Source organism: Halomonas sp. BN3-1, from assembly GCF_003056325.1.
GTDB lineage: Bacteria > Pseudomonadota > Gammaproteobacteria > Pseudomonadales > Halomonadaceae > Halomonas > Halomonas litopenaei.
The window spans coordinates 706,970-723,534 of sequence record NZ_PYVV01000001.1 but is presented as its reverse complement, the minus strand read 5'-3'; the positions used below and the strand labels follow the sequence as shown (position 1 = coordinate 723,534).

17 protein-coding genes are annotated in these 16,565 nt (G+C 61.6%); 12 read left to right on the top strand and 5 right to left on the bottom strand.

Annotated features, from left to right (window positions below; all coding sequences use genetic code 11):
* The first annotated feature begins 132 nt into the window (after positions 1-132).
* Together C9F12_RS02985 and C9F12_RS02980 are read left to right on the top strand one after the other, a co-directional pair.
* Entirely contained in the window at positions 133-1,392 is a 1,260-nt protein-coding gene (locus C9F12_RS02985; RefSeq protein ID WP_045991463.1) for an ATP-binding protein, read from the top strand.
* 21 nt (positions 1,393-1,413) lie between these two features.
* A complete protein-coding gene (locus C9F12_RS02980; protein WP_045991464.1) occupies positions 1,414-1,953 on the top strand; it encodes a response regulator transcription factor in 540 nt (179 codons plus the stop codon).
* A gap of 345 nt (positions 1,954-2,298) precedes the next feature.
* On the opposite strand, the gene C9F12_RS02975 is transcribed toward C9F12_RS02980, so the two are convergent.
* Positions 2,299-3,069: a 3-hydroxybutyrate dehydrogenase gene (locus C9F12_RS02975; RefSeq protein WP_108447995.1), complete on the bottom strand. Its 771-nt coding sequence runs from the start codon at positions 3,067-3,069 to the stop codon at positions 2,299-2,301.
* A 655-nt stretch (positions 3,070-3,724) separates the two neighbouring features.
* On the opposite strand from C9F12_RS02975, the gene C9F12_RS02970 reads away from it, so the two are divergent.
* Positions 3,725-4,180 (top strand): hypothetical protein, encoded by a 456-nt coding sequence (locus C9F12_RS02970; protein WP_162816374.1) that lies wholly within the window; start codon positions 3,725-3,727, stop codon positions 4,178-4,180.
* Complete coding sequence (locus C9F12_RS02965; RefSeq protein WP_108447908.1) at positions 4,177-5,418, top strand: TRAP transporter large permease subunit; 1,242 nt, start codon at positions 4,177-4,179, stop codon at positions 5,416-5,418. Before C9F12_RS02970 ends, C9F12_RS02965 begins: the two co-directional genes overlap by 4 nt.
* A gap of 141 nt (positions 5,419-5,559) precedes the next feature.
* Here the strand turns inward: C9F12_RS02965 and hybE are convergent, their stop codons facing one another.
* Entirely contained in the window at positions 5,560-5,979 is a 420-nt protein-coding gene (hybE, locus tag C9F12_RS02960; protein WP_108447907.1) for a [NiFe]-hydrogenase assembly chaperone HybE, read from the bottom strand.
* Positions 5,980-6,100: 121 nt separating this feature from the next.
* Between hybE and C9F12_RS02955 the strand changes: the two genes are divergently transcribed.
* From C9F12_RS02955 to C9F12_RS02945, 3 genes are all read left to right on the top strand, one after another.
* Positions 6,101-6,931 (top strand): inositol monophosphatase family protein, encoded by an 831-nt coding sequence (locus C9F12_RS02955; protein WP_045991467.1) that lies wholly within the window; start codon positions 6,101-6,103, stop codon positions 6,929-6,931.
* 187 nt (positions 6,932-7,118) lie between these two features.
* Positions 7,119-7,382, top strand: a complete 264-nt coding sequence (locus tag C9F12_RS02950; RefSeq protein ID WP_045991468.1) for a GrxA family glutaredoxin — start codon at positions 7,119-7,121, stop codon at positions 7,380-7,382.
* 237 nt (positions 7,383-7,619) lie between these two features.
* Positions 7,620-8,378: a DUF1338 family protein gene (locus tag C9F12_RS02945; protein WP_108447906.1), complete on the top strand. Its 759-nt coding sequence runs from the start codon at positions 7,620-7,622 to the stop codon at positions 8,376-8,378.
* A gap of 9 nt (positions 8,379-8,387) precedes the next feature.
* Here C9F12_RS02945 and C9F12_RS02940 read toward each other — a convergent pair whose 3' ends face one another.
* From C9F12_RS02940 to C9F12_RS02930, 3 genes are all read right to left on the bottom strand, one after another.
* Positions 8,388-9,680 (bottom strand): MFS transporter, encoded by a 1,293-nt coding sequence (locus C9F12_RS02940; RefSeq protein ID WP_108447905.1) that lies wholly within the window; start codon positions 9,678-9,680, stop codon positions 8,388-8,390.
* Positions 9,681-10,036: 356 nt separating this feature from the next.
* The gene (locus C9F12_RS02935) at positions 10,037-10,696 is read right to left on the bottom strand and encodes a CoA transferase subunit B (RefSeq protein ID WP_045991471.1); all 660 of its coding nucleotides are present in this window, start codon (positions 10,694-10,696) and stop codon (positions 10,037-10,039) included.
* A gap of 57 nt (positions 10,697-10,753) precedes the next feature.
* Complete coding sequence (locus tag C9F12_RS02930; protein WP_108447904.1) at positions 10,754-11,455, bottom strand: CoA transferase subunit A; 702 nt, start codon at positions 11,453-11,455, stop codon at positions 10,754-10,756.
* 182 nt (positions 11,456-11,637) lie between these two features.
* On the opposite strand from C9F12_RS02930, the gene C9F12_RS02925 reads away from it, so the two are divergent.
* From C9F12_RS02925 to C9F12_RS02905, 5 genes are all read left to right on the top strand, one after another.
* Complete coding sequence (locus tag C9F12_RS02925) at positions 11,638-12,540, top strand: LysR family transcriptional regulator (protein WP_045991473.1); 903 nt, start codon at positions 11,638-11,640, stop codon at positions 12,538-12,540.
* 130 nt (positions 12,541-12,670) lie between these two features.
* Positions 12,671-13,546: an acyltransferase gene (locus C9F12_RS02920; RefSeq protein WP_045991474.1), complete on the top strand. Its 876-nt coding sequence runs from the start codon at positions 12,671-12,673 to the stop codon at positions 13,544-13,546.
* Entirely contained in the window at positions 13,489-14,427 is a 939-nt protein-coding gene (locus C9F12_RS02915) for a LysM peptidoglycan-binding domain-containing protein (RefSeq protein ID WP_083970213.1), read from the top strand. Before C9F12_RS02920 ends, C9F12_RS02915 begins: the two co-directional genes overlap by 58 nt.
* 163 nt (positions 14,428-14,590) lie before the next feature.
* The gene (locus tag C9F12_RS02910; protein WP_108447903.1) at positions 14,591-15,751 is read left to right on the top strand and encodes a glycosyltransferase family 1 protein; all 1,161 of its coding nucleotides are present in this window, start codon (positions 14,591-14,593) and stop codon (positions 15,749-15,751) included.
* A 143-nt stretch (positions 15,752-15,894) separates the two neighbouring features.
* Entirely contained in the window at positions 15,895-16,467 is a 573-nt protein-coding gene (locus C9F12_RS02905; protein WP_045991476.1) for a phosphatase PAP2 family protein, read from the top strand.
* The last annotated feature ends 98 nt before the right edge of the window (positions 16,468-16,565 follow it).

The window sequence follows — 16,565 nt, the reverse complement described above, 5'->3', positions numbered from 1 at the left end:
CAACGACTTTATCCCTGGTGCGCATGACCCCAGGCCGAACCCGCCGATTCGGGCGCCAGGCCTGTTGCGCGCGCCCCACGACGGTCGGGCCTGCGATGCGCTATCATGCCGCCACTCATCGAGGGAGAGATCATGCCTGCCGCCCTTCCATTGCCACTGTCGACGCCCAACCGCAATCTGATCCGCCTGACCTTTGTACGCGGCATCACCTGGACCGGTTTTCTGGTCGCGATCATCGTCGGCATCGAGCTGCTGGACTTCGCCCTCGACGTTCCTGCGGTGATCGCGGTGATCGTCGCCATGGGCCTGATCAATATCGCCACCTGGTGGCGCCTGGGCCGGCCCAGGGATGTCAGCCATCACGAGTACCTGATCCACCTGCTGCTGGACGTGGCCGGGCTGACCCTGCTGTTCTACTTTACCGGCGGTGCGACCAATCCCTTCATCACCTACTATCTGGTGCCGGTGACCATCGCCGCTGCCACCCTGCCCTGGCGTCACGCCTGGATACTGGCACTCACCGCCATGGCCGCCTACAGCGCCCTGATGGTGGTCTACCATCCGGTGCCACAGCTGGGCTCCCACTATGCCTCCAGCGTCAACCTTCACGTGCTCGGCATGTGGCTCAACTTCTTCCTGTCGGCAGGCCTGGTGACCTTCTTCATCTACAAGATGGCCCACGCCCTGCGCCATCGCGACCAGACCCTGGCTCGGACTCGCGAGGCGGCGCTACGCTCGGAGCAGGTCCTGGCGGTGGCGACCCAGGCCGCCGGCACCGCCCACGAACTCGGCACGCCGCTGTCGACCATGGCGGTAGTGCTGTCCGAACTCAAGAACGAACATCACGACGACCCCAGGCTGGTGGAAGATATCGACCTCTTGCGCCAGCAGGTTGACACCTGCAAGGCGCGCCTGCGCAACCTGGTCGAAAGCGCCGACCTCCGGCGCAAGGACGAGCCGGAGACCCGCGACGCCCAGAGCTGGCTCGACGGCGTGATCGACCGCTGGCTGGTGCTGCGCCCGGACGTTACCCATCGCCTTGAGGTCGCACGCAGACGCGGCCAGCCATCGATCGCGGTGGATACCACCCTGGACCAGGCGCTGACCAACCTGCTGAACAACGCCGCCGACGCCCAGCCAGACGATATCGAGATCCAGCTCGACTGGACCGCCGACAAGGTGATCATCGATATCCGCGATCATGGGCCAGGCATCCCCATGTCGATCGCCGACCAGCTCGGCGAGACCTTCGTGTCGACCAAGAGCAAGGGACTGGGAATCGGCCTGTTCCTGACCCATGCCACCATCAATCGCTTCGGCGGGGGCGTCAGTCTGTATAATCATCACGACGGCGGCACCCTGACCGAGGTCACCCTGCCCCGCGTCGGCTGAGTCTCCATTCACGAGGACATCATGCAAGACACCGCACACCGGCTACTGATCATCGATGACGATGAGGTCTTTTGCCACGTACTCGAACGTGCCATGCAGCGCCGCGGCCACGAGGTCGAGGTGGCCCATGACGCCACCCAGGCGCTGGAACTGGCGCGTCGCCACCAGCCTGAGGTCGCCACCCTGGACCTCAAGCTCGACCAGGACTCGGGGTTGAAGCTGTTGCCCGAACTGCTGGAGGTGGTTCCCGACTGCCGCATCGTGGTGCTGACCGGCTACTCCAGCATCGCCACAGCGGTGGAGGCGATCAAGCTCGGGGCGGTCAACTACCTGTGCAAGCCAGTGGACGCTGACGAGGTACTCAGCGCCCTGGAACAGCGTGAGGGCAATCCCGAGACCGAGGTGGCAGACAACCCGCCGTCGATCAACCGCCTGACCTGGGAGCATATCCAGAAGGTGCTGCAGGAACACGACGGCAACATCTCGGCCACCGCCAGGGCGCTCGGCATGCACCGTCGCACCCTGCAGCGAAAGTTGCAGAAGCGCCCTGTCCGGCGTTGATGAAACCTTCGTACGCCGCTGGTGATAGCTCTCGAGACAGTAGCCCCGCGCTAAAGCAGACGCCCGATACAGCGGACACCCGATACAAAAGAGACGCAGCCCAAGGGCTGCGTCTCTTGTTTGAGCTCAGCACGCTAGTGCATGCCCGACGTCGGGTGTCTCTCCGTCCTTCTCTACCGTCCTTCTCTCTACCGGCCTTCCCTACCGTCCTTCATTGCGCCAGGCGCCTCTAGATCAGAGGTCTTTGCGCCCGTGCATTTTACGCCCAGACTCTCAACACGAAGGGCCAAGCGCCAGGGGGTCTGCAACAGAGGCTCTGCAACGGAGGCTCTGCAACAGCGTGCTCTACTGGGCGGTCCAGCCCAGATCGATATTCCAGCTGGCGCCGGTGACTGCACCGGCCGCATCCGAGGCAAGATACCCGACCAGGCTCGCCACCTCGGAGGGGTCGATCAAGCGCTTCACGGCGGCATTCTTGAGCATGATCTGCTCGATCACCTCCTGCTCCTCCATCCCATGGAGTCTGGCCTGGTCGGCGATCTGATTGTCCACCAGTGGCGTCTTGACGTAGGCCGGACACAGGGCGTTGGCGGTGATGCCCTGGGCGCCGCCTTCCAGCGCAGCCGTCTTGGTCAGCCCGATCATGCCATGCTTGGCGCTGATGTAGGCGGCCTTGCCGGGCGAGGCCACCTGGGCATGGACCGAGGCGATATTGACGATGCGCCCCCAACCATTCTCGCGCATCGACGGCCAGGCCGCCTGGGTCAGCAGGAAGGGCGCGGTCAGCATCAGATCGATGATCTGACGCCATTTTTCCTGGGGGAACTCCTCGATGGGAGCGACGTGCTGGATGCCGGCGTTGTTGACCAGAATATCCAGCCGCCCGAAACGCCTCAGGGCTTCATCGACGGCGCCGCGACAGGCCTCGGCCTGGGTCAGATCGGCCTCGTGGAAGACCGCACCCTCGGCCTCGGCCACCTCCCGTCCGGCCGGGTTGAAGTCGACCGCCAGGACTTGATGCCCCTGAGCACGCAGATGGGCGACGACCGCCGCACCGATGCCGCTGCTGGTGCCGGTCACCAGGGCAACTCTGGGAGTGGAATGATCGCTCACTATTGCTCTCCTCTGGGTCTGCAACACATCACCCGTCGAACGGGTGGCGTCTTTCTGATGGTGATTCCTGCCAACGCCTACATCAGCATCCCAGCATATGCTAGTGCTGCATTGCAGCGCCAGCCGGACAAAGGTCTCGATCGCTCACTCGGGGGCCGTCATCACCTTGTCCATCAGCCGCTGTGCCAAGCGACAGGATTCCTGGCCACAGGCAGACGACAGTACATCGTCTGCAGACCGGCCTGAAACTCAATATGTATATTTAGCTGAGCACAACATATATGCAGCCGTGCGCTGCTATTGATCCACATCATATCAAAGCATAAGTATTTGTTGACCTGACAACATCGGGATAACACGATCCCCCCACGACCCTTGTCGCACGCAGGAGATACCTCTTTTATTTCCACGGCAGGGAAGTTGTCTTTCAAGAGTATAAAATTTGCGCGTAAATCATAAACAGGGAGCGGGATATGGACAGAATGTATTTACGCCACACCCCTTCCATTAAATATTCTGACCCTACCGACAACACAAACCTTTTATCAAACAACACTTTCCAACGCTGTCCAAGGAAATCATCAATTCCATCCAACCAGACGAGAACACATTCGCCATGTTGATAGCGATGCAAAAAATAGATCAGGAAATCGATAGAATGACTGGATACCTGATTCTTATTGCAATGATCAGCCTATTCCTGCTGATCGCTTTTGGAGCAGTTTACCGACTTTTCCTCAATACAATCAACTATCCATTTGGACTCGTTGATTTGCTCACAATCTGCATCGTGCTTCCAGGAGCAACAATGGCTCATCGACGGGGGTGCTATTTCGCCCTTACATACATCGCGAACACGCTCCCCGATAGTGCAAGGAACAAGATCATGATTCTCGCTCAATTAGCGACAATGAAGATCATGATCATACTAACCTACCTTTTCCATGAAAACCTTCAGCTTGCAAACATAGAACACATATTTCATGAGGGAAATCTCCGCACCTTGGGCCAGATAATGCTACCTATCATGTTTATGATGATGAGCTACACCTCCTTGATTGCATTTTCACGAGCATGGTTTACCACACCACCAACTGAGGCGATCACTCAATGACCCCCTTGAGTCTGGTGTTTGCTGTCCTGGCAGAACTTCTAGTGCTTGGAGTTCCCGTCATCTTCGTGATAGGAATAGTGGGCGTTGGTCTAATCGAGACGCAAGACCTCCCTTATAAACTAGTCACTTTTCAGTTCTTGCACAATATGCAGAGTCTGCAGTTGGAAGCCATCCCTTTACTCATCGTAACCGGAGATCTCATCACTCATGGAAGAGTCAGTGCCAGCTTGAAGAGTCTCACCTTTGGCGTCTTCGGCATCGTGAAAGACGCTACCCCTCTGTCGCAGACGGTTTCAGACACGACATCCGAACCAGACACTGCAAGTAGTCATGGGCCTGTCACGCAATTGTTATCAGGCACGTCAAACAACCTTGGCCACGCACCGCAATACCGAACCAATAGAGCTGTCCCGACAATTGTGAGTGCATTTACAGCGCTATCGGTTCTTGCTGCCGTTTTTATATCAGTCTCTTACATGCTAGCCAGTGACGTGTATCCAAAGCTGGTTCCAGCAATACTCGTGCTATCCGCCATTCTGACCATCATCTGTACATATCAGAACACTCATTCACGCTCATACCATGATGGAAACCTCCGTTCGCCCTCTTTTCTGTTTTCAGTATTTTCTGCCATATGGGATCTAGCGATACCCTTGATTGTGATTGGTGGGGTAAGCTCCTACATATTCCGTTTTTCGGAAGCAGCGATGCTGGCTGTCATCCATGCTTTACTCGGAGCATTATTTATCCATAGAACCTTAGCGCTACGCGACATACGCAGAATCTTGATTCAATCATCAATAACCTCATCTGTGATAATAGTAACAATTGGATTTTCCGGATTACTCAACGCGAGTCTTCAGCACTCTGGAATTTCGGACCGCATTATCGAAACAGCGCTTTCCCTTGACAGCACCACCTACTCCACACTACTTATCGTTGCTACTGCGGTGGTGGTGACAGCCTGTTTGACAAGAGCCGTCGCTGCACTGATCATCTTGACACCGCTAGTCTATCCCTTGACCGACCAGCTTGGTATAGACGAATTCCAGCTTGGTTTTTTCATGATTTCCCTGACCAGTATCGGGGCCCTCTTTGCACAGCTCTTGGTCGAACTCTACAAGCGTCCAACAAGCGAACAAGGCACACCATCGCGATGTCACAGCCTTGCATCAGGCTATCTCCTCATAGTCTCTATTTCAATATTTATTGTAGTAAGCTGTACATTGAGCCAATAAATAAAAATATATCAATCAACCATTACCAGGAATTCACTGATAAAAACGATATAAAGTCACGACCAAGACAGCACTTTTATCAATAATGTAACAAAGCCACCCACAGCCATGCCCCCGGACAGTGACTGCTATCATGTCGACTCACTCGGGGGCCGTCATCACCTTGTCCATCAGCCGCTGTGCCAGGCGACAGGCCTCGCCCATGTCGTCGACATCGCCAAGGTCGTTCAATAGCAGGCAGCGCCACAATATGTCCCCGGCCATGATTTCCGGCTCCAGCTCGAATTCCCCCCTTGGCAGCTCCAGCACCTGAGGCCCAGCCGTGTCCGTATCGCACGCCTCGGCGGATTCCCGCACCAGCGCCAGCGACAGGTCGCAGGGCGTCAGCCAGGCGCCAACCAGCCATCCAGGCCGGCCAGGACAGGGCGCAAAACACAAGGCATCCACCGCAAGCCGGGGGTGAAACTCCGGACGCGCCTTGAACGCTCGCAGGTGACGATCACTGAATTCCCTGGCAAGACGTTCCAGCCGCCGGTACTGCTCCATCGATAACGCAGACATCACACCTTCCTGTCACTGTTGAACCCTTGATACCCCGTTACTGTCCTCGACACCCACAGGCACGCGCCGAACGGGAATGTTAGACTTCAGCCAAAATCCCTCCCCCTGCAAGGAGTCGCCCATGACCCTCGAGGAACGTCTGGAAGCCACCATCGACATCGCCACGGCGGCTGGCAAGATGATCCGCGATGCCCGCGAAGGTGACGACCTCAAGCATCACTTCAAGGAAGGCCAGGAGCTGGTCACCGATACCGACGTGGCGGTGGACACCATGATCACCGAACGCCTGGAATCGGCCTTCCCCGGCGAGGACCGCCTCAGCGAGGAGCTGGCCCCCGACAAGGATGCCGTGGAAGAAGATGGCGCCCTGTGGGTGGTCGATCCCATCGATGGTACCGTCAATTTTGCCCACGGACTTTTCCATGTGGCGGTGTCCATCGCCTACGTCAAGGATGGCGTCACCCAATTGGGCGTGGTCCATGCCCCCTTCCTCGGCGAGACCTTCACCGCGATACGCGACAAGGGTGCCTGGCGCAATGGACAGTCGATCAGCGCAAGCCAGAGCGAGTCCCTCGAGCAGAGCCTGGTCGGTACCGGCTTTCCGTACCGGCGTGATAGCCGACTGCCTCTGATGCGACGCCTTGGCGCGGTGCTTCACCACTGTCGCGATGTGCGTCGCAACGGCGCCGCCGCCCTGGATCTGTGCGATGTCGCCTGTGGCCGCCTGGACGCCTACTACGAAACCGTCTCTCCCTGGGATTTCGCCGCAGGCTGGCTGATCGCCCGAGAGGCCGGCGCCCGCACCGGGCACCTGTATCCCTGCCCGGAGGGCCTGCCCGAGGACCTTTACGGCGAGAACCTGCTGGTCAGCGCCCCGGCGATCTTCGACGAACTCGGAGAGCTGCTGCGCCAGGCCGACGCAGGGGAATTGCGCGATATCGGTATCGGTTGAGCGCCGACTTTTCGCCATGTCGATAGCCGTGTTCGATCGAACGGCATTCAGCAACGCTATTGGCCTTCCGCGACGCAATCCGTCACAATGCGCGCCATCCACTTACTCATTGACCGTCCCGCTGCATGGCATCGGACAGGTCGCTGATTCAACACTACCCACTGCATCAACGATGCGAGGAGCTTTCATGATTGTTGTCATCTTCGGTCGCCCCGGCTGCCCCTTCTGCGTACGCGCCAAGGAGCTCGCCAACTCTCTGAGCGACGCCGGTCGCATCGAGGGCTACCGCTACGTGGACATTCACGAAGAAGGCATCACCAAGGCCGATATGGAAAAGACCATCGGCAAGCCGGTCACCACCGTGCCGCAGATCTTCGTCGACCAGACCCACGTGGGCGGCTTCACCGAGTTCGACCAGTACGTTCGCGACAATGAGCTGATGCCTGCCTGAACCGACGGCACAGCCGGTAACAAGACGGGAAGCCCACACGGGCTTCCCGTTTTCTTGCTGAAGACCCCACGAGACGTGCGCCTGGTCATGCCACCTGCCCTGCCCATCCTGGCCAACAGACCTTGCCCTCATCCGTCTGGCCGCCGAAACCGTTGAACGTTCGCCCGTCGTTGAAAGATCGTCCCTCCTTCCTGCCTATACTCACAGAACAGGCTTCCTGGCAGGCAAGGATCGGCAATGACAGAGCAGCAGCGCTTCGTTCAGCAATTGTGGCTGGACTACGTCCATCAGCACCCTGACATCGGTGCGCTGCGCCTGTGGCCGGTGGATGCGCCGGTCGAGTGCTTCACGCTGGTCACCGTGAGCCAGTCCCCCTGGAGCCTGGCCTCCCTGTTGCCGGATCTTGAACGGCACGGCTACCGCCCTCTATATCGCTACGCCCTGCCCGACCGTGGCCTGCTCGCCTGCCTGTTCGCCGGCCGTGAAGAAGGGCCGAGACTGAACATCGTCGAGCTGCAGACCACCCGTCTGTCGCGACAGCCTCGCGATACTCTGCTGAAGCTGGTCGCCACCGGCAACGCAGAACGAACCCCATTGCTTGGCGCCAACCGCCCCTGGTCGATGCCTGACTGGGACAGCTACCAGCAGCTTCATCGCGCCCATCCACTGGCCGGCTGGCTGGCGGTCATGGGCCCCCGGGTGCATCACGTCGCCTTCGATTGCCACAGACTCGACCGAAGCCTGGTCGAGCTGGACCAGGCACTCCAGCAACATGGCCTGCACGCCGGACAGAACGAGGATCTGGCGCTCCCCCTGTCGGCGATGGTCGAACACCGCTTCTACCCGACCTGTTCTCGGCGTCTGGCGTTCGCCCTGGGAGATGAACATCGGGTGCAGCTCGGCGGCCTGCTGCTCTTGGAAAAACAGGCCAGTGCGGGCCAGCAGCGCACCGCCGACGTGATGCTGCCACCCCACAGCCGCTGCGAAATCACCTGACGCCGGGCGTCAGCCGGCGGCGTCGGCTGTGTGCTCTTCTTCACCCTCCAGGTCCAGCTCAAGCTGCTGGGGCTCGTAGCGGGGGTCGATCTCGGCGAAGTGCGGAGTCTCCATCACCGGCTGAGCGACAAAGGGCTCCTGCTCGACCGACTTGCCCCGCTCACCGTGGAGCCTGACCATCACGAACATGGCCAGGGCAAACGCCGCCATGCCAAGAAACAGCCATAGTCCGTCGGGACCCGCCGCCTGCATCACCAGCGAGGCACTGAAAGGCCCGATGACCGAGCCGATGCCGTACCAGATCATCAGCTTGGCATTGGCAGCGACCACCTCCTCGGGTTCGAGCCAGTCATTGGTATGGGCCAGACTGAGCGAGTACAGGGTGTGTAGCATGGCAGTGTGGCCGCAGGCGATCGCCAGCAGCAGCCAGAAGCTGGCACCGGCCGCCGCCGAGATCAGAGCACCGGTGACGGTCATCACGATCGCCATCCACAGAATGACGCGACGCCGGTCGAGACGATCCGAAACCCGTCCCAGCCCCCACTGGGCGACCAGCGCCACCAGAGTCGTAACCGCCATGAACTTGGCGGTCTGGGCGGTGGTCAGGCCGATTTCCTGACCGTAGTACGGAGTCATGGCGAAGAACGCCTGCACCATCAGGCCGCCGGTAAAGGCACCGACCAGGCCCACCGGCGCCCGCCGATACAGGGTCGACAGACGAATCTTGCGCGGCGTCACGTCGTGGTGACGACTGGGCCCCTGTATGCGATGAATCGACAACGGGACCAGCGACAGCGCAAACAGCATCCCCACCACCGAGAACAGTACCGGGCCGCCCGGGTCGGCCAGGTTGAGCATCCACTGGCCGCCGGCCAGCGAGGTGGTCGAAATCACCATGTACCAGCCCAGCACGCGACCGCGATTATCGTTGCTGGACTCCCCCGACACCCAGGACTCCATGACCATCAACAGGCCCGCCGTGGCACCACCCCCGATCAGCCGCCAGACCAGCCAGGCCCAGGGATTGATCCACAGTCCATGAAGCATGGCGGTGACCGCCAGCGACGCCGCACAGGCGGCGAACACGCGAATATGGCCGACACTGCGAATGCGCTTCTCAAGCCAGTAGCTTCCGGCCACGAACCCCAGCGAGAAGCTCGACATCAGAAGCCCCGCCATCTGGGAGGGGAAGCCCTCCAGCGACATGCGGACCCCGAGCAGGGTCATGATCAGACCGTGACCCAGCAGGAAGCTGATCTCACACAGGAACAGAACCGGGAGAGTGGCAGGGAGTGCGCGCAACACAGACCTCCGTGGCGATGGCGAATGGCCGGCCGAGAGCCCGTCTCGACCAGTGACCTGGGCGCCGCATTGTACCTGCCAGGGCTCGAGTCTCCATCCCTCCCACGAGGTTCATCCACAGATTCTGTGGATAAAGCTGTGCATCAAGGCGTTTGAACCGTCCAAAAGCCCGATCACTGCGGCACCGGACTCAAGATGGTCATAAATTCGGCAACCACGACAGGGTCTCGCAAACGCCAGCGGCCCGGCGTAAGCCGGGCCGCTGCGAGGGTGCCAAAACCTTGTTCTCGCTCAAGGTATCAGCCAGCAGAACATGCTGGCTCGGCAAGGGTGACGCTCGTCAAAGGGCGTTTTGGTCAGTCGAAGACCATTTCCGGAACGTCATCCGGCACGATCAGCTTGCCGGCGGTCTTTTCCTTGATCTCCTCGACACTGACGCCCGGTGCCCGCTCCTTGAGGATAAAGGCGCCGTTGTCGATCTCCAGATAGGCCAGATCGGTCAGCACACGATTGATGCAGCCGGCACCGGTCAGCGGCAGGCTGCAGGACTCCAGCAGCTTGGAGGTGCCGTCCTTGGAGGCGTGGGTCATGGTGCAGATGATGTTTTCGGCACCCGCCACCAGATCCATGGCTCCGCCCATGCCCTTGATCAGCTTGCCCGGGATCATCCAGGAAGCGATGTTGCCGTTCTGGTCAACCTCGAAGGCGCCCAGCACCGTCAGGTCGACGTGACCGCCGCGAATCATCGCGAAGGACTCCGCCGAGGAAAAGATCGCCGACCCCGGACGCGCGGTGACGGTCTGCTTGCCTGCGTTGATCATGTCCGGATCGACCTCTTCCTCGGTGGGGTAACGCCCCATGCCGAGCAGACCGTTCTCGGACTGCAGCATCACGTCCATGCCTTCCGGAATATAGTTTGCCACCAGGGTCGGAATGCCGATGCCCAGGTTCACGTAGAAGCCGTCTTCGAGTTCGCGCGCGACACGCTGCGCCATCTGTTCACGAGTGAGTGCCATCTTGATGCCTCTTTGCTGTTCTTTGGAGAAGTCGTTGCGTCAGGGCGATGCGCCTGATCAGCCCTGGTGTACGGTGCGCTTCTCGATACGCTTCTCGAAGGTGCCCTGGATCAGGCGGTCGACGTAGATACCGGGCGTGTGGATCTCGGCCGGATCCAGCTCGCCCGGCTCGACGATCTCTTCGACCTCGACCACCGTGATCTTGCCGGCGGTGGCGACCATGGGATTGAAGTTCTGGGCGGTCTTGCGATAGACCACATTGCCGTAGCGATCGGCCTTCCAGCCCTTGACGATGGCGAAGTCACCGACGATGGCCTCTTCGAGGATATAGTGGCGACCGTTGAACTCGCGCACTTCCTTGCCCTCACCGATGGGGGTGCCATAGCCGGTCGCCGTGTAGAAGGCGGGAATACCGGCACCGCCGGCGCGCATCTTCTCGGCCAGGGTCCCCTGCGGGGTCAGCTGCACATTGATCTCGCCGTCGAGCATCTGACGCTCGAACAGGGCGTTCTCGCCCACGTAGGAGGCCAGGATCTTGCTGATCTGACGATCCTCCAGCAGCACCCCGAGGCCAAAGCCATCGACGCCACAGTTGTTGGAGACCACCGTGAGGTCCTTGACCCCGCGACGCTTGATCTCGGCGATCAGGTTCTCCGGAATGCCGCAGAGACCGAAGCCTCCGGCCAGCACCGTCATACCGCTCTCGATGCCGTCCATCGCCTCTTCATAGGAATACACGCGCTTGTCGAATCCGGCCATGTGGGGCGCCTCGTCTGTCGATGAAAGTGAAAGGAGAGGTGGCGAACCGGCACCGTTCCGGTGCCCCGCCCTGCCTCAAGGTAGCACTGAAGGCAGTGTTGCTCGCCCCCATATATTTGTTAAGTTTGTTTTCTTTATTGATTATTTATATCTTTAAATAAATTTGACCTTGGTAGCATGTCGTGACCGTCAAGCAACTGCGTGCCTTTCTGGCGGTGGCCAGAACCCTGAGCTTCACCCAGGCCTGTGAACAGCTCCACCTCTCCCAGCCGGCGCTGAGCCTGGCGATCAAGGGTCTCGAGGACAGCCTAGGCGGTAGACTGCTGATCCGCACGACCCGAAGCGTCCGCCTGACCCCCGAAGGTGAGTCCCTGGTGCCGCTGGCCAAACGCTTGCTGGTGGAATGGGACAACACCGAGGACGCCCTGCGCCAACGCTTCACCCTGCAACTTGGACGGCTCTCCCTGGCCGCCATGCCGGCCTTTGCCGGCAATCTGCTGGCCCCGGCGCTGGGGGTGTTTCACCGCCAGCACCCGCGTATCAACGTCACCGTACATGACGTGGTCAACGAGCAGGTGATCGACATGGTGCGCCAGCGCCAGGTGGAGATGGGCATCGCCTTCGAGCCGGAGGCTACCGGCAGCCTGCACTTCACTCCGCTGTTTCACGACCGCTTCGTGGCCGTGCTGCCCCCACGCTCGCCTCTGGTACAGCATTCAAGCCTCGACTGGGAAAGCCTGATGAGCTGGGACTTCGTGGCGCTGCAGCGGCCTTCCATGGTACGCCGCCTGCTGGAGCAGCAGCTCGGTGCCCGACACGGGGCCCTCAAGGTAGCCTTCGAGACCCATCAGCTCGCCAGCGTCGGACGCATGGTGGCCAATGGCCTGGGCGTCAGCGCCGTGCCCTCGCTGTGCCTGCGTCAGATGCAGGAGGCCGGCGCGGTCTGCCGCCCACTCAAGGATCCCGTCATCGAGCGCGCCGTGGGGGTGGTCACCTGGAACCCCCACGAGCTGTCGGTGGCCGCCCGCGCCATGCTCCAGGTACTGGTCGACAATATCGAGACACCGACCCTCTCAGAAGCATGACGCTGACATGGCCGTGGACCCTCGCACTGGGCAGCCGGCACCGGATCCATTAGGATTGGCGGGCCTGCCTCGCCCACTGTCACGGCCAGGCGACACCCGCTCTATCTGCTGTTGCGAGGTTATCCAAGGAATGTCGACCCTCAAGGGCCTGATCAGCGTTCTGCTGCTGGTTGGCAACACGCTATTCTGGACCATCCCGTTGGTGATCCTGACCCTGCTCAAGGTGGTCACCCCCGGGCGACGCTGGCAGCGGCGCGTGCTGGCCGGGCTCAACGCCATCGCCCTCAACTGGATCGGTTTCAACCTGTGGTGGATGCGTCACTGGATCAAGCCCGACCTTCGCATGTCGGTGCCCGAGGGGCTGAGCCCGGACGCCTGGTACCTGGTGCTGTCCAACCATCGGAGCTGGACCGACATCTTCCTGCTGATGATGGCGTTTCATCGCAAGATCCCGATGCCACGCTTCTTTCTCAAGCAGCAGCTTATCTGGATCCCGGTAGTAGGCATGGCCTGGTGGGCACTGGAGTTTCCCTTCATGCGCCGCTACAGCAAGGAGCGCCTGGCCGCCAACCCACGCCTGGCCGAACGCGATCGCAAGGCCACCGAGCGCATGTGCAAGCGTGCCCGCGACGTTCCCATTGCCATCATCAACTTTGTCGAAGGGACCCGTTTCACCCCGGCCAAGCGCGAGGCCAGGCAAAGCCCCTTTCGCCATCTGTTGCGCCCCAAGGCCGGCGGCATCGCCCAGGTACTGAACCTGCTCGGCGATCGTCTCGACGCCATCATCGACCTCACCATCGACTACCAGTCGAGCCAACCCAGCTTCTGGCGCTTCCTGTGCGGCCAGGAGAAGGCCATTCGCCTTGATGCACGCCGCCTCGACGTGGCGCCGTGGATGCTGGAGGGGCGCTATCACGACGACCCGCACTACAAGGAACGCTTCCACTCATGGCTCAACGCCCTGTGGCAGAACAAGGACGCCTCACTCGACTCGCACCGCTGGTGATCGCCCTGCTGCTGGCCGGCTGCGCCGGTCAGGGGGCATCCCCGACGTCATCGCAACGCAGCGCCAGCGTCGCCGGCAGCAGCATTGCCGGCGACTGGATCAGCGTGCAGCGCGGCGACACCCTCGGCTCCATCGCCCGCCGCGCCGGCGTACCGCTATTGCGGCTGCAGCGCTTCAATCCGGGTGTCGACGCCCGCCACCTGGCCGTGGGTCAGCGCCTGCTGGTGCCCTCTCATCAGGAGCGGGCGCCGTCCGGCGGCCCCTATCGCTATCAGATCCGCCCCGGCGACACCTATAGCGCCGTTGCCAGGCGCTTCGGCACCACCGCTCAGCGCATCCAGAGTGCCAATCCTGGCGTCCGCGCCACCGACCTCAAGGTCGGCCAGGTGATCCAGGTGCCGCTGGCCAGCCGATCGGTCGCCAGCAGCTCAGGCACGTCCAGCAGCTCAGGCACGTCCAGCCCCTCTCGCTCCGCTTCGTTGCCGGATCCCGGTCCGGTCGCCTCAAACGCTCGTGGCTGGCCCTGGCCGCTGGACGACTATCGGGTGGTTCGCCGTTACGGCAAGGACAGCCGCGGCAGCCTGCAGCCGATGCTGCTGGCCACCGACGAGGGCGCCCGGGCCAAGGCCGTTGCCGATGGCCAGGTGCGGTTCGCCGACGGCATGCGGCAACTGGGCCAGGTGGTGATCGTGCACCACGCCGATAACCTGCAGAGTGTCTACGCGCTATGTGACGACCTGCTGGTCAAGCAGGGAGAACAGGTCAGCCGCGGCACCCCACTATGCGTGGTCGGCAAGCATGCCTCGACCGGCCGCCACGATCTGCTGTTCGACATGCGCCATGGCGGCAAGCCCATCGACCCGGACACCATCCTTCGCTGAGCGCTGCGGGCCGAGTCGACGCAAGCGCAATGCGCTTGTCCGTCGCCCGGCCCCATCGACACCGTAACAGCCTGTTCATATCGCTGACCTAGAGATGTCATGCTGGAGCATCACTCTGTCTCGGGAGCGGGCCATACGGGGCCCGACCGGTACGAGGAATTCCATGCGCATCTGTCTGGTCAGCGAAACCTGGTCTCCTGATATCAATGGGGTCGCCCATACGCTGGGGCGCATCAGCCAGGAACTGCGTGCTCTTGGCGTGACGCTGCAGCTGGTCCGGCCGGCCCCCGTCGACGGCTCCACCGAACCCGCCACCGGGATGGCCCACGAACTTCGCGTACGCGGCATGTCGATGCCGCGCTACAAGGAAGTGCGTATCGGCTGGGCCTCCGCCAGTCGTTTGCGCAGGCTATGGCGCGACAATCGTCCCGACGTCATCTATGTAGCGACCGAAGGCCCCTTGGGCTGGTCAGCCCTGCGCGCGGCAGAAAAGCTGGACATTCCCGTGGTCAGCGGCTGGCACACCAACTTCGATCACTACTGCCAGGACTATGGTCTGCCGTGGCTGGCGCCACTGGTACGCAATCGCCTGCGTCATTTTCACAATCGCTGTGCGGCGACCCTGGTACCGACCCATCAGCAAGCCCGGGAGCTGACGCAAAGAGGCTTCGAGCGCGTCAGCGTCATGGCACGTGGCATCGAAGGCGATCGTTTCACCCCCGCCAAGCGTAGTCAGCAACTGCGCGACAGCTGGGGTGTCGGCCAGCACCAGCCGGTGGCGCTTTACGTGGGCCGACTGGCGCCGGAGAAGAACCTGGAGCTGTTGCGCGACACCTTTCTCGACATGCTCGAGGCGCGCCCCGACATGCGCCTGGTGGTGGTGGGCGACGGCCCCGGCCGGGCATCGCTGGAAAAGGCCCTGCCGGACGCCATCTTTACCGGCTTCATCGATTCCGCCGAGATGCAGATCCACTACGCCAGCGCCGACATCTTCGTCTTTCCCTCGCTGTCAGAGACCTGGGGCAACGTCATTCTCGAAGCCATGGCCAGCGGCCTGGCGGTCGTAGCCTTCCGCCACGCGGCCGGCGCCGAGTTGATCACCACCGACAAGGATGGTGTCAGTGTCGCCGCCGGTGACAACGCCGAATTCCGCCAACAGGCGACAGCGCTATGCCAGCAGCAGGCACGCTACGCCCGCCTGGGCCGCGCCGCCCGGGAACGCGCCCTGGCCTACCGCTGGCCGTCCATCGCCCAGACCTTCCTCGACGCCCATCACCAAGCCCTGACGTCGGGGACCGGCCTGTCGGACCCCGCCAAGGCCTAGATCAGGCTGTGGCTCGTTGAACACCCCCGCCGCCAGAGCGAGTGGCGGCGTGGAGGCCACAGGCAGCGGGCCCTAGCACGACAACTGATGACACATGACGACAAAAGACGCTAGAAGACGACTTACCGCCAGGGAGATGTGACATGCCCACTAAAATCCCGCAGATGTTCGACCGCCTGGATATGCTCGAGTGGCAACTGTGCCAGCGCACCGCCGGCCTCAGCATTCACCGCCCCTGGCTATCCACCTTGAAGATCTCCAGCAAGCTGGGCGACTGGCCGATCTGGGTGGCGCTGATCGTGGCGTTGCCGGCGATCCACGGCCGCGATATCGGTCTGCGCCTGATGCTCGAATACACCGTCACCGCCGTGGTGGCGATCGCGGTGTACAAGCTGCTGAAGACCCGTCTGTGTCGAGAGCGGCCCTTCATCACCTTTGGCGGCAGCATCCAGTGCAACGAACCGGCCAGGGACCGCTACAGCTTCCCCAGCGGCCACACCATGCACGCGGTGATGTTCTGCACCCTGGTCGCGGTACACAGCCCCGCCCTGCTGCCCTGGCTGCTGCCGCTGGCGGGCTTGATCGCCATCTCGCGGGTGGGCCTGGGACTGCACTACTACAGTGACGTCCTTGCCGGCGCGGCGCTCGGCTATGGCATGGCCCTGGCTAGCCTCGGGCTTTCCTCGACCACTCTGCTGATCGCGGCGTCCCACTGACGCCGCCTCGGGGGGCATCACTGCCGCTCGCCCGCCGCTCGCCCGCATCTCCAGAACAAGCGCCACCGCTCCTGATCGGTGGCGCCAGCCAGCCTTCA

What these genes read in the sequence shown, in the direction of transcription:
- C9F12_RS02985 (WP_045991463.1), top strand. Translation starts at nt 133, where the DNA reads ATGCCTGCCGCCCTTCCATTGCCACTGTCGACGCCCAACCGCAATCTG.
- C9F12_RS02980 (WP_045991464.1), top strand. Translation starts at nt 1,414, where the DNA reads ATGCAAGACACCGCACACCGGCTACTGATCATCGATGACGATGAGGTC.
- C9F12_RS02970 (WP_162816374.1), top strand. Translation starts at nt 3,725, where the DNA reads ATGACTGGATACCTGATTCTTATTGCAATGATCAGCCTATTCCTGCTG.
- C9F12_RS02965 (WP_108447908.1), top strand. Translation starts at nt 4,177, where the DNA reads ATGACCCCCTTGAGTCTGGTGTTTGCTGTCCTGGCAGAACTTCTAGTG.
- hybE (WP_108447907.1), bottom strand. Translation starts at nt 5,979, where the DNA reads ATGTCTGCGTTATCGATGGAGCAGTACCGGCGGCTGGAACGTCTTGCC.
- C9F12_RS02955 (WP_045991467.1), top strand. Translation starts at nt 6,101, where the DNA reads ATGACCCTCGAGGAACGTCTGGAAGCCACCATCGACATCGCCACGGCG.
- C9F12_RS02950 (WP_045991468.1), top strand. Translation starts at nt 7,119, where the DNA reads ATGATTGTTGTCATCTTCGGTCGCCCCGGCTGCCCCTTCTGCGTACGC.
- C9F12_RS02945 (WP_108447906.1), top strand. Translation starts at nt 7,620, where the DNA reads ATGACAGAGCAGCAGCGCTTCGTTCAGCAATTGTGGCTGGACTACGTC.
- C9F12_RS02935 (WP_045991471.1), bottom strand. Translation starts at nt 10,696, where the DNA reads ATGGCACTCACTCGTGAACAGATGGCGCAGCGTGTCGCGCGCGAACTC.
- C9F12_RS02930 (WP_108447904.1), bottom strand. Translation starts at nt 11,455, where the DNA reads ATGGCCGGATTCGACAAGCGCGTGTATTCCTATGAAGAGGCGATGGAC.
- C9F12_RS02920 (WP_045991474.1), top strand. Translation starts at nt 12,671, where the DNA reads ATGTCGACCCTCAAGGGCCTGATCAGCGTTCTGCTGCTGGTTGGCAAC.
- C9F12_RS02915 (WP_083970213.1), top strand. Translation starts at nt 13,489, where the DNA reads ATGGCTCAACGCCCTGTGGCAGAACAAGGACGCCTCACTCGACTCGCA.
- C9F12_RS02910 (WP_108447903.1), top strand. Translation starts at nt 14,591, where the DNA reads ATGCGCATCTGTCTGGTCAGCGAAACCTGGTCTCCTGATATCAATGGG.
- C9F12_RS02905 (WP_045991476.1), top strand. Translation starts at nt 15,895, where the DNA reads ATGCCCACTAAAATCCCGCAGATGTTCGACCGCCTGGATATGCTCGAG.